The sequence below is a fragment of the Streptomyces coacervatus genome (assembly GCF_029223485.1).
GTDB classification, from domain to species: Bacteria; Actinomycetota; Actinomycetes; order Streptomycetales; family Streptomycetaceae; genus Streptomyces; species Streptomyces coacervatus.
This window is the reverse complement of sequence record NZ_JARHTP010000006.1, coordinates 275,039-287,643: the sequence shown is the minus strand read 5'-3', so window position 1 is coordinate 287,643 and position 12,605 is coordinate 275,039. Positions and strand designations below refer to the sequence as shown.

The window sequence follows — 12,605 nt, the reverse complement described above, 5'->3', positions numbered from 1 at the left end:
CGGTGGACCGCAACCCGTTACGGGCACTCACCTCGCCGGCTCTGTGGCTGGTGTGCGCGCACCTGGCCCTGGACGGCGTCATGGCCATGGCCGGCCTGGCCGTGCTCACGGTCCTGGGGGCGGGCCTGTGCCTGGTGCCCTTCGGGTTGGTGGGGGTGCCCGTCACGGTGGCCGCGGGGTGGGCCCTCTACCGGCTCGCGGCCCTGGAGCGCATGCGTTTCGCCATCGCCTCCGGGGCGAGGATCTCCGAACCGCCGGAGCCGCCGTGGTCGTGGCGGTCGTTGGAGTCGATCGTGGTGCTCCTGCGCAGCCGTTGCACCTGGCGGCTGGTCACCTACTTCATCCTGCTGACCGGGGTGTCCTGGGTGACCACCGTGGGTGTGGCGCTGGTATGGGCGGTGCCGCTGATGCTGGTACTGCTGCCGGTCTACTACCAGTTGCTTCCGCACGGGCAGGTGGGGATCGGGCCGTGGGTGCTCGGAGGTCTGCCCTCGGTGCTCCTGGTCGCGGCCCTGGCGCTGTTCTTCGGCGCCTGCGTCTCCCCGTTGCTGGTCAGGCCGCTCATGGCCCTCGACGCTTTTCTCGGACGCACGCTCCTGTCGCGGCCTGCCGGCATGGAACTGATGGAACGGGTCAGGGATCTGACGGCGAGCCGGGCCCGGGTCGTCGACGCGGCCGAAGCGGAGCGCAAGCGCATCGAACGTGACCTTCACGACGGGGCGCAGCAGCGCCTGGTGGCCATGTCCATGACGCTGGGGCGGGCCAGCTCCCGGCTCAGGAAGTCGGGGGACATGGTGACCGGCGAACTGGTGGAGGACGTACGCCGCGAGACGCTGTACACCATCACGGAGTTGCGCAACCTGGCGCGCGGCCTGCACCCCCCGGTGCTCACCGACCGAGGTCTGGAAGCGGCGCTCTCGGCCGTCATCGCGCTGGCCCCCGTACCGGTGCGACTCGAGGTCGACGCCGAGCCGCGGCCCTCGGCCACCGTGGAAGCCGTCGCGTACTTCACGGTGACGGAGGCGCTGACCAACGTGGCCAAGCATGCCAGGGCCGACCGTGCCTGGGTGGAGATCAAGCGGGAGGGCGACCTGCTCACCATGACGATCGGCGACGACGGACAGGGCGGAGCGGATCCCGCCCGCGGCAGCGGCCTGTCCGGCCTGGCGGGCCGGATCTCAGGGGTGGACGGCCGGCTGCGCGTCGACAGCCCCGTCGGTGGACCGACCGTTATCGAGGTGGAGATTCCATGCGGGTAGTGATCGCAGAGGATTCCGCGCTGCTGCGCAAGGGAATCGTCCTGCTCCTCGAGGAGGAGGGGATCGACGTGGTCGCCGCGGTCGCTGACGGAGAAGCGCTGCTGCGCGCCGTGGCCGAGCACGAGCCCGACGTCTGTGTGGTGGATGTCCGTATGCCGCCCACGTTCATCGACGAGGGACTGCGGGCGGCGCTCGTCATCCGCAGCCGGTGGCCCGAGGTCGGCGTGCTGGTGCTGTCGCAGTACGTGGAGGAGCGATACGCCTTCGATCTGATCGACAGCAATGACAACGGCATCGGCTACCTGCTGAAGGATCGTGTGTCCGACGCCGCTGAATTCGTGGACGCACTCCAGCGGATCGATGCGGGTGACACCGTGCTGGACCCCGAGGTGGTCAAGCAGTTGTTGGCGCGCAGTCGGAAGAAGGACCCGCTCGCCTCTCTGACGCCCCGTGAGCGGGAGGTCCTCAACGCAATGGCGGAGGGCCGCTCGAATGCCGGCATCGCGACCGAACTGGTCATCGGTGCCGCTGCGGTGGAAAAGTACATCCGCAGCATCTTCACCAAATTCGGCTTGCAGCCCGAAGCGGGGGACCACCGCCGGGTGCTCGCTGTTCTACGCTATCTGGGAGCTTGACAAAAGTATGTCATCGAAAAAGCGTCGTAGGGTCATTTACGGCGGTCTCGCCGTTCTCGTCGCGGTCATTGCTCTCGCCGGCTGGGGCACCGTCGAACTGCTGCGTCCGAACCACCCCTATTCCGGCTCGTGGCAGGCAGACGCGGGCGGCAGGAAACTGCTGGAGGTGCACACGGACGGCATGGGAGTCTCCCTGGGCCCGAGCGATTCGTCCCAGGTCGAGGTCAAGGCCGACGGGGGGTACGACAACGACGCTCCCCAGGTCGCGGTGAAGCGGTCCGGGCAGGGCCTTTCCGTCGTCGGTAGCTGCCCCAGCGGCGGTTGCTCGGTGCAGCTCCACATCAAGCTGCCGGCGGACCTGGCCGTCAAGGCGGACACCGGCGGGCCGCAGATCTCCGTCAGCGATCTGAAGGGGCCGCTCGATCTGCGGACCGGCAGCGGCGCCATCGACGCGGACAACACGTCCGGTGCCCTGACCCTGCACACCGGTGCGGGCGCGGTGACCCTGGCCGGCAGCCGTTCCCCCAGCGCCAGTGTGACCACCGGCGACGGCGCGGTCGACGCGGGCTTCGTGAGCGCCCCCACCAACGTGAACATCGCGACGGGCAACGGAGCCGTCGATCTGCGCGTGCCGCACGGATCCCGTTATTACATCGACGCCACGAGTTCCAACTCCACGCCCGATGTCAAACTTCCGGTCGACCGGAACGCTTCGCACCAGATCACGGTCAAGACCCGGAGCGGGGGAATCCAGGTGCACTGACGGCGGGTCGACTCGTATAGGGCCGATATAGAGCACTCGCACATACTGATGATCCCCGAGTGCACTGTCCCTACGTTGTTGATATCAGGAGCCGTTGTGACCCGGCATACGCTTCCGCACCGCATCGTCGCGCAGTATGCGATGCATTCCCCGACCGCCATCGCTGCAATAGAGGACGGCCGTCACATCAGCTATGGGGAATTCGAGACGGAAGCCCGCCGGACGGCCTGTTTCCTCGGGCGCCATGGGGTGGGACCGGGAAGAGCGGTGGGGGTGCGGGCGGCGTCCGCCGCCGACCTGATCGTGTCCCTCCTCGGTGTCTGGAAGACGGGAGCCGCGGTCGTTCTCCTGCCGGACTCCATACCCGGTGAGCGGCTCGCGTCGATCATGCGCGACGCCCGGATCGACCTTCTGCTGAGCCTGGACACCGAGCGGGAGGAGATCGCGTCGTGTCCGGACGATGTGCGCGAAGAGGTGCACCACGCCGACGACCCCGCGTTCATCAGCTACGGAGCGAGCGATGCCGGTCTGGTGATCGACTGGAGGACACTGGCCGCCTACGCCTCCGCACTGGTGGGGCGGCACGAGATGGCCCCGGGCGACCGAGTCGTCTTCGGTGCTCCCGTCGACGAGGCCGCCTGCTACGGGGCGCTCCTGGCAACCCTGCTGAACGGCGCCACGGCGGTCTTTCCGGCACTCGGGAACGCGCCGGACGTCGCAGCGCTGCCGGAGGCCGTGGCCGAGTTCCGGGGCACGGTACTGTCCGTCCCCCACCCGCTCCTCACCGAGCTGGCACAGCTGTCCGGCCGGCCGCAGTGGCCGACCCTGCGCCTGGTGCTTTCCGACGCACCGGAGCTGGATCCAGGGACGGACGCGCAGACGCGCCGACGGCTCTCCGCCGTGACCACGGCGAGCCTGGCGATCAGTTACGGCCAGGCCGCATACGGCCTCCCGGTCACCCTGCTCGACGGGGAACCCGAACAGGGCACCGAAGCGCCGCTGCTGGGAGCTCCGGTCGACGGGCTGCGCATCGCCGTGCTCGACGAGTTCGGCGAGCCCCTGCCCGCGGGCCTGCCCGGCGAACTGCATGTCGCCGTGTCCGGTGCCTGGCCGGGCAGTCCGGGGGCGACCGCCGAGCGCTTCGTCCCGGACCCCGACGGTGAGCCGGGAAGCCGGATGCTGCGCACCGGCACGCTCGTCCGCCTGCGCAATGACGGGACACTGGAGTGGTTCGGCCGGGTCGAAGGCGACGCCGAAGCGCTGTGGTCGCAGGAGCCCCTGCTGCTGCTCGACTCCGAACGACCGCCCTATGTGGCGCCGCGTACCCCCGAGGAGCACGTGGTCGCCGAGGTGTGGGCGGAGCTGCTCGACGTCGACGACATCGGAGTGACGGACGGCTTCTTCCAACTCGGCGGATACTCACTGCTGTTGGCCAGGCTGGCCGAACGGCTTCGGCTGGCCACCGGCAAGGACGTCGCCCTCGCGGACCTTTACCAGGCCGTCACCGTGGAGCAGCAGGCCGAGCTGGTGCGGATCGCGGGCACAAGCCGTGCACTGATCGAGACCGTCGCCCGCGACGAGGCACTCCCGCTGTCCTTCGGGCAGCGCCGGGTGTGGCTGCTGAGCACCATGCATCCCGACAGCGCGGAGTGGATCGTCCCGCTGTTCCTGCGCCTGCCCGGTGACATCGCCCCGGACACGGTGCGCCGGGCGCTGGAGGCGCTCTCGGCCCGCCATGAGTCGCTGCGCACCCGCTACATCAGCCGCGCCGGAGAGCCCCTGCAGATCATCGAACCGGCCGGCCCTGTCGACCTGCGGGTGATCGACGGCCCGGAGAACCTGGAAGGACTGGTCCGCGCGGAGTTCGAGGCCGGCTTCGACCTCGCCTCGGGCCGGCTGTGGCGCGCGCTGCTGGCCCGCCGCATGGATCAGGAACGCCACACCGATCAGGAACAGCTGCTCTTCCTCACGTTGCACCACATCGCGTGCGACGGCTGGTCCGCCACCGTGCTGGAACGGGAGTTCCGGGAGATCTGCGCGGCCTACCACGGGGGCGGTGAGCCGGAACTGGACGTACCGGGTGTCCAGTACGCGGACTACGCCGTGTGGCAGCGGAAGTCCAGGGACAAGGACAGCCTGACCGAGGACCTCGCGTTCTGGCGCGAGGAACTGCGCGGCGCGGTGCCCGCGGAGCTGCCGACGGATCATCCGCGCCCGGCGGAGCGCGACCCGCGTGGCGCACTGGTGCCGATCAGGATTCCCGCACCGCTGGCGGAACAGGTGATCGGCCTCGGCCGACGGCACGAGGCCAGCCCCTTCATGACGCTGCTGACGGCGTTCTCGGCGTTGCTGGCCAGGTACAGCGGCCAGTGGGACGTGAGCATCGGCGTTCCGGTCGCGGGCCGCACTCTGCCTCAGACCGAGCCGGTCGTCGGGTTCTTCATCAACTCACTGGTGCTGCGCTGCCCGTTGGAGCCCGAGCTGAGCTTCTCCGACGCCCTGGACCGGGTGCGGGAGACCAGCCTGGCGGCCTTCGCGCATCAGGAGGTGCCCTTCGAGCACCTGGTCGAGGAGCTGCGCCCGGAACGGGACCTGTCCAGGACGCCGCTCTACCAGGTCGCGTTCAACTTCAACGACGTCCAGGTCTCCGGGGGCATGCCCGGGGACAGCGACTTCGATCTGCTGCTGGGCAACCGGCAGGTCTCCAAGACCGACCTGACCCTGTATCTGCGTACCGAGAGCGACGGCGCGCTGACCGGCGTCGTCGAGTACGCGACCGCCCTGTTCGAGCGCGGCACCGTCGAACGCCTCGCGAGCCGCTTCGTCCACCTGCTCACGGCCGCCGTGGAGGCTCCCGCGTCCCGGCTGTCCACGCTGGACATCCTGCCGGCCGAGGAGCAGGGCGAAGGGACCGACCGCTGGAACGACACCCGCACCGAGTGGGACACCGGCTCGGTGCTCGATGTGATCGAGGCCCAGGTCGCCAGGACCCCCGAGGCGGTCGCCCTGGTGGCGGGAGAGCGCCGCATCAGCTACCGGGAGATGGACCGCGCGGCCAACCGCATCGCCCACCGGCTGCGTGCGCTCGGCGCCAGCCAGGACACCCTGGTGGGAGTGTGCCTGCACCGTGGACCGGAACTCGTCGAGTCCCTCCTGGGCGTGTGGAAGGCGGGTGCGGCGTATGTGCCGATCGACCCCGCCAACCCCGCCGAGCGGCTGAACCAGGTGCTGGCCGACAGCGGGGCGTCGATCCTGGTGAGTTCCTCCGGGCTGACCGGGCTGACCCGGTCGTTCACGGGCGCCCGGCTGACGGTCGATCAGGACACCGAGTGGCTCGCCGAGGGCGCCGACACACCGCCGTCGAGGTCCCAGGACCCCGAGCGGCTGGCCTACGTCATCTACACCTCGGGCTCCACCGGCAGACCCAAGGGCGTCATGGTCACCCAGCACGGGCTCACCAACCACCTGCGTTGGGCGGCGCGCGACCTGATCGTCGGCGAAGGCGGGGCACCGCTGTTCTCGTCCATCGCCTTCGACCTGCCGGCGACCAACGTCTACGCCCCGCTGATGGCCGGCCAGGCGGTGCACCTGCTGCCGGACCTCGACGACCTGACCGGCCTGGGGCAGGCGCTGGCGGCCTCGGCGCCGTACGCCTTCATCAAGCTCACCCCGGGACATCTCGACCTCCTGAGCCACCAGCTCACCCCGGAGCAGGCCGCGGGCCTGGCGAACGTGGTGCTGGTCGCGGGCGAGGCGCTGCCCGCCAGGACCGCCAACCACTGGCTGGCGGTGCTGGGTCCCGGCCGTCTGATCAATGAGTACGGGCCCACCGAGACGTCGATCGGCACCACCACTCACCCGGTCCAGGCGGAGCAGACCACCACGGTCCCGCTGGGGTCGCCGCTGCCGAACATGACGACCCATGTACTCGACGACGCCGGGCGTCCCCTGCCCGTCGGCGTGATCGGGGAGCTGTACATCGGCGGTGACGGCCTGGCCCGGGGCTACCTCGACCGTCCCGGACTCACGGCGCAGCGGTTCGTCCCGAACCCCTTCGGCGGCCCGGGGACGCGGCTGTACCGCACCGGGGACCTGGTGCGCCGCCTGCCCGACGGCAGCATCGCCTTTCTGGGCCGCGTGGACGACCAGGTCAAGATCCGCGGCTACCGGATCGAACTCGGCGAGATCGAGGCGGCCCTCACCGCCCAACCGGGCATCGACCGTGCGGCCGTGGTCGTCCAGGAGGCGCAGGAGGGCGAGAAGTCGCTGGTCGCCTACCTGGTCGGCGCCGGGGACCGGCAGGTCGACGCCGATGCGGTCCGGGAGCGGGTCGCCGAGGTGCTGCCCGCCTACATGGTTCCTTCCGCGTTCGCGGTTCTCGACACCCTGCCGCTGACCCCGAACGGCAAGCTCGACCGCAAGGCCCTGCCCGCGGTGGACCGCTCCGCCGGCCACTACGAGGCCCCCGGCACACCGGTCGAGGAGCACATCGCGGCGATCTGGTCGGACATCCTCGACCGGGAGCGGATCAGCGTGCAGGAGAGCTTCTTCGAGATCGGCGGGCACTCCATCCTCGCGATCAGGATGACCTCGACCCTGCAGGACGAGTTCGGCATCGACCTCTCCCTGCGGACCGTCTTCGAACACCCCACGGTCCGGTCCCTCGCCTCGGCCGTCGAGGACCACATCAGGGCCGAGATCGAGCAGATGTCCGAAGGCGAACTGCGGGAGTACGACGCCCGGACCACGTCCCGCCCCGAATGAACGCCGAATCGGCCTGCCGGGGCCTGAAAGGGAAACCATGAACGCACTGGAACGCGCCGCTGCCAGGCCGCCCGCCGGACTGCTGACCGACCTGATCGAGGCGAGGGCCGCCGCAACGCCCGAGGCTGTCGCGGTGATCGCCGACGGCAGGGCGAGCACCTATCGGGAACTCGACGAGCGGGCGAACCGGATGGCCCACCGGCTGATCCGGCTGGGCGCGGCGGCGGATGTCCCGATCGGGGTGTGCCTGCCGCGCGGACGGGATCTGCTGCCCGCTCTCCTCGGCGTGTGGAAGGCGGGTTCCGCGTATGTGCCGCTGGACACCGCGCTCCCCGTGCAGCGGCTCGAGTACATGCTCGCGGACAGTGGCGCGCCCGTGCTCATCTGCTCCTCCCGGTCGTCCGAGCGGATTCCGCCCGGATACCGCGGCGCAGTCCTCGCGCTGGAGGACGACCGGGCGGACATCGAGGCGCACCCGCCCACCGCGCCGGACCGGGTCACCGATCCGGAGCACCTGGCCTACCTGATGTACACCTCGGGCTCGACCGGGACCCCGAAAGGCGTCATGGTCGGTCAGCGGGCGCTGGTCAACCTGGTTTCCTCCATCCTCGACGAGGCGGGGGCGGGCCACGGCGGCACCTGGCTCGCGAGCACCTCGGTCTCCTTCGACATCTCGGGCGTGGAGATGTACGCGCCGCTGGCGTCCGGCGGCCGAGTGGTGCTGGCGTCCGATGCCGAGGCCAAGGACCCGATGGCCCTGCTGCGGCTGATGGACGCGCACGGAGTCACCGATGTGCAGGCCACCCCCTCGGGCTGGCGGCTGCTGCTGGCCTGCGGCTTCGACCGGCCGGCCGTACGGGTTCTGGTCGGAGGCGAGGCGCTGCCGGTGAGACTGGCCGCGGAACTCCGCGCCCGGGCAGCACAGGTGACCAATGTCTACGGGCCGACCGAGACAACCATCTGGTCGATGTTCTGGGGAGTGCCCGAGAAGCCGGACCGGGTTCTCCTCGGCCGGCCCCTCGCGCGCACCCAGGCGTATGTGCTGGATTCCACGGGAAGGCCGGATCCGGACGACGGGACCGGTGAACTGTATCTCGGCGGCGAAGGGTTGGCCCGGGGTTATGCCGGCCGCCCCGGCCTTACTGCGGAGCGGTTTGTGCCCAACCCCTTCGGGCCGCCCGGAAAACGTCTGTATCGAACCGGTGATTTGGTACGGGAGTCTTCCGGTTACGGTATAGAATTCATGAGCCGGATCGATGATCAAGTCAAGATCCGGGGCTATCGCATCGAGCTCGGTGAAATCCAAGCGCGGCTGATCGAACATTCCGATGTCCGCGATGCCGTCGTCACCGTTCGCGAATCCGATGACGGTGACAAGCGCCTCGTCGCGTATCTGGTCCCCACACCAGGTCGCAGGCCCGATGTGGCAGACATACGAGCGCATCTCGCTGCGACACTTCCCGATTACATGATTCCCCCCACGTTCTTGGCCATCGGCCGAATTCCGTTGAACACCAGCGGAAAGACCGACCACCGCGCGCTGCCGGATCCCGGGCGAAGGGCCCGTCGTCCGGCGGGGACCGGCCGATAGGCCGCACGCACGTCGGGGGCATCCGACTGCCCAGGAGCCACTATGTACACCGGTCAGGCCCCCGAACTGACCTCTGTCGCCCCCCACTTCTTCGCCGACCCCTACACCGGGTACCGTGCGCTCAGTGCCGAAGGACCAGTCCGGCGGGTACTGATGCCCGACGGCCGGCCGGTCTGGCTGGTCCTCACATACGACGCCGTGCGCACCGCGCTCGCCGATCCCCGGCTGTGCAACGACAGCCGGCACTCGGCCTCCTACCGGGACGACCAGAACTCCGCCGTCGGCCGCAACATGCTCAAGGCGGACCCTCCGGACCACACCCGGCTCCGGTCCCTCGTCGCCCGCCAGTTCACCGCCCGTCGCATCAACCAGCTGCGCTCGCGCATCGAGCAGATCTCCGGTGAACTCATCGACGCCATGGCGGAGTCGAGCGGCGCCGACCTCGTCGGTGCCTACGCCATCCCCCTGCCGATCACCGCCATCTGCGAACTCCTCGGCGTGCCTGCGGTGGACCGCGAGGCGTTCCTCGGCTGGTCCAACAAGCTCGTGGACGTCGCCGATCCGGAGGCCGCCGCCGTCGCGGCCGCCGCGACGGACGCGATGACCGACTACCTCACCGGCCTCATCGAGGAGAAGCGACACCGCCCCCTGGCGGACAACGCGGACCTGCTGCACGTCCTCGCCCACGCCCGCGCGGAGGACAGCGACCGTCTCTCGCCCGACGAACTCCTCGGCATGTCCTTCCTGTTGCTCGTGGCCGGACATGAGACGACCGTCAACCTCATCTCCAGCGCCGTTCACCTGCTGCTGCGGCACCCCGGCCAACTCGCCGCCCTGCGCGCGGATCCGGGGCTGCTGCAGGGCACGGTCGAGGAGACACTGCGCTACGAGCCCCCGATCCAGGTCGCCGCCTACCGCTACACCGCCGAGGCCATGACCCTGGCGGGCACCGCGATCCCGCAGGGTGAACGCGTGGTGCTCTCGCTGGCCTCCGCCAACCGCGATCCCGCACGGTTCACGGACCCCGACCGATTCGACATCCACCGTGACATCGGCGAGAACCGCGCCCAACTCGCCTTCAGCCACGGCATTCACCACTGCCTCGGAGCACAACTCGCCCGGCTCGAAGCCACCGTGGCGCTGACCGATCTGCTCAAGCGCTTTTCCGGCCTGGCCCTCGAAGACGCCGACGCCGCTCCCGAGTGGCGACCCAGTCTGCTCCGCGGACTGCGCAGGCTCCCCGTGCGCTGGTAGCAGAGCCGCCGAACGAATAGCCGTATAGCCGCTGTATAGGCGCTTCTTGCACGGTGGAACCGCGCACTGACCACGTTCATTTATTGGCTGTCCTGGAGGAGACCGGTGACCCGTACGGGCGGCAAATGGTTTCAAAAACACGGCACGAGCGCCGATCCCGATCTGCGCCTGGTGTGTTTTCCGCATGCCGGAGGGGTGCCGAGTTTCTTCAACGGCTGGCCGCGCCATCTGCCGTCCGGAATGGAATTCCTGGCGGCGTGTTATCCCGGCCGGCAGGCCCGTTTCGGCGAGCCGTACGCGGAAACCCTGGAGGACCTGGCCGACCAGCTGGCCGAGGCACTTGGCCCCCATACCGACAAGCCGTTGGCCCTGTTCGGGCACAGCATGGGCGCGGCAGTGGCCTACGAGGTCGCGCTCCGGCTCGACGAGAAGTACGGCGTGCAGCCGGTCCGGCTGTTCCTCTCCGGACAGTCGGCGCCGCATCGCGCCGAGCGGTCGAACCTGCACCGCGAGGACGACGCGACACTGATCTCGGAGGTGAAGCAGCTCGGCCTGTCGACCGCCGAGGCCATGGAGCACCCCGAACTGCTGGAGATCGCGCTCCCCACGCTGCGGGCGGACTTCCGTCTCATCGAGACCTATGCGCCCCCGTTGACGAAGATCAAGAGCCCCGTCGTGGCCTATGCGGGCGCCCAGGACCCGGACTGCCCGGCCGACGCGGTGTGCGCGTGGTCGGACCTGACCACCGGGACCTTCGAGTTCCGCGGCTTCCCCGGCGGCCATTTCTACCTGGAGGGGTACGAGTTCGACCTGCTGCTGCACATCGTCGGGCACCTCAAGGACGACCTGCGCCTGGCGGGGGCCGTTCAGGCGGCCTCCGCCATACGGTCCGGCGGCGCCCGATGAGCGTCGTCCACCCTCTCTCCCACGCCCAGCAGGCCCAGTGGTTTCTGCACGCGCTGGCGCCCGGCAGCGGCGCGTACAACACCGGTGTAGCCGTCCGCGTCCGCTCGGCCGTCGACATCCGGGCGCTGCGGCAGGCGGTGACGGCGATCGGCCCACGGCACGGGATGCTCCGCTCGCGATACGCCGAGGCCGACGGCCGGCCGGTGCGCGTGGAGTCGGACACCGGCCCGGTCCGCCTGACGGAGCGCGCATGCACCGGTGCCGGCGAAGAGGAACTGCGTGCGGCTGTCCGCGCCGAACTGGGCGTCCCCTTCTCGCTCCGCGACGAGGTGCCGTTCCGTTTCGTCCTGCTGACCAGGAGCCCTGAGGACGCGGTGCTTCTGGTGGCGGGGCACCACATATCCACCGACGCCGTGTCGAACACACTGCTGCTGCGCGACCTGCTCCAGGCGTACCAGGGGATCGGCGGCCCGGCCGACGCGCCGTCGCTCGCGCCCACCGCGGACTACGGCGATCACGTCGACAAGGAACAGCGGCTGCTCGACTCGGCCCGCGGCAAGGCCATGGAGGGGTACTGGAGCGGCGTGAGCCACGGCTCGACGCCCGCCGGCCTGCCCACCGACCACCCCAGGCCGGCCACACAGTCCTTCACGGGCGACACCCTGCGCATGACCGTGCCCCCGGAACTCGCCGACGCGGTGCGCACCTTCGCCCTGAGGGCCGGAGTCACTTCGTACGCCGTTCTACTGGGCGCGTTCCAGAGTGTGCTGTACCGCCACACCCGGCAGGGCGACTTCGTCCTCGGCGTGCCGGCCACCACCCGGCTGAGCAGCAGGATGCGCGATGTGGTGGGCAACTTCATGAACACCGTCGTCCTGCGGGCCCGGTTCGGCGCGGGCACCACGTTCAACGACGCGGTGCACGACACGGACGAGCAGCTCAAGCTGAGCATGGACGCGGTCCGGTACCCGTTCTCGCTGCTCGCCCGGGTGTCGGGCACCTCGCGCGCCGCGGGCCGGTCACCGCTCTACCAGATCACCTTCAACATGCTGGCAACGGCCCGCTTCGACGCCCTGCTGCGGCCCGTACTGGACACCACGCACCCCGAACTCGTCACCCGGCACGCCGGGTTGAGCCTCAGCCCGTACCACCTGCCCCAGCAGGAGGGGCAGGTCGACCTGGCCGTCGACGTCCTCCAGGGCGAGGACAGGCTGGCCGTCGACTTCCGCTACGACAGCCGTCTCTATGAGCGGGCGACCGTGGAGCGGCTGGCTGAGCACTTCCTGCGCGCCCTGGACGTCGCCACCCGGACCCCGGACCTCCGCGTCGCCGCGGCCCGTCTCTGGGCCCCCGCCGACGTCCGGCGCCCGCCCACCCGCGGTGGTGCGCCCCGCGACAAGCAAATCTCCGCTCTGCTCTGAGCACTCTCACGT

General features: G+C 69.9%; 8 protein-coding genes. All 8 read left to right on the top strand.

All coding sequences use genetic code 11. The annotated features are described in order from the left end of the window. The first annotated feature begins 2 nt into the window (after positions 1-2). The 8 genes from P2Q00_RS17235 (at position 3) to P2Q00_RS17200 (ending at position 12,593) form a co-directional block, all read left to right on the top strand. Complete coding sequence (locus P2Q00_RS17235) at positions 3-1,259, top strand: sensor histidine kinase (RefSeq protein WP_275773421.1); 1,257 nt, start codon at positions 3-5, stop codon at positions 1,257-1,259. Continuing rightward, the gene (locus tag P2Q00_RS17230) at positions 1,250-1,894 is read left to right on the top strand and encodes a response regulator transcription factor (protein ID WP_275773420.1); all 645 of its coding nucleotides are present in this window, start codon (positions 1,250-1,252) and stop codon (positions 1,892-1,894) included. The genes P2Q00_RS17235 and P2Q00_RS17230 overlap by 10 nt, the downstream gene beginning before the upstream one ends. Positions 1,895-1,901: 7 nt before the next feature. Next, a complete protein-coding gene (locus tag P2Q00_RS17225; RefSeq protein ID WP_275773419.1) occupies positions 1,902-2,657 on the top strand; it encodes a DUF4097 family beta strand repeat-containing protein in 756 nt (251 codons plus the stop codon). 96 nt (positions 2,658-2,753) lie between these two features. Next, the gene (locus P2Q00_RS17220; RefSeq protein ID WP_275773418.1) at positions 2,754-7,421 is read left to right on the top strand and encodes a non-ribosomal peptide synthetase; all 4,668 of its coding nucleotides are present in this window, start codon (positions 2,754-2,756) and stop codon (positions 7,419-7,421) included. A 37-nt stretch (positions 7,422-7,458) separates the two neighbouring features. Next, entirely contained in the window at positions 7,459-9,012 is a 1,554-nt protein-coding gene (locus tag P2Q00_RS17215; RefSeq protein ID WP_275773417.1) for a non-ribosomal peptide synthetase, read from the top strand. Between the two features lie 42 nt (positions 9,013-9,054). Next, complete coding sequence (locus tag P2Q00_RS17210; RefSeq protein ID WP_275773416.1) at positions 9,055-10,266, top strand: cytochrome P450 family protein; 1,212 nt, start codon at positions 9,055-9,057, stop codon at positions 10,264-10,266. Positions 10,267-10,371: 105 nt separating this feature from the next. Next, on the top strand, positions 10,372-11,172 hold the full coding sequence (locus P2Q00_RS17205; protein WP_275773415.1) for a thioesterase II family protein: 801 nt from the start codon (positions 10,372-10,374) through the stop codon (positions 11,170-11,172). Next, complete coding sequence (locus tag P2Q00_RS17200; protein ID WP_275773414.1) at positions 11,169-12,593, top strand: condensation domain-containing protein; 1,425 nt, start codon at positions 11,169-11,171, stop codon at positions 12,591-12,593. The genes P2Q00_RS17205 and P2Q00_RS17200 overlap by 4 nt, the downstream gene beginning before the upstream one ends. The last annotated feature ends 12 nt before the right edge of the window (positions 12,594-12,605 follow it).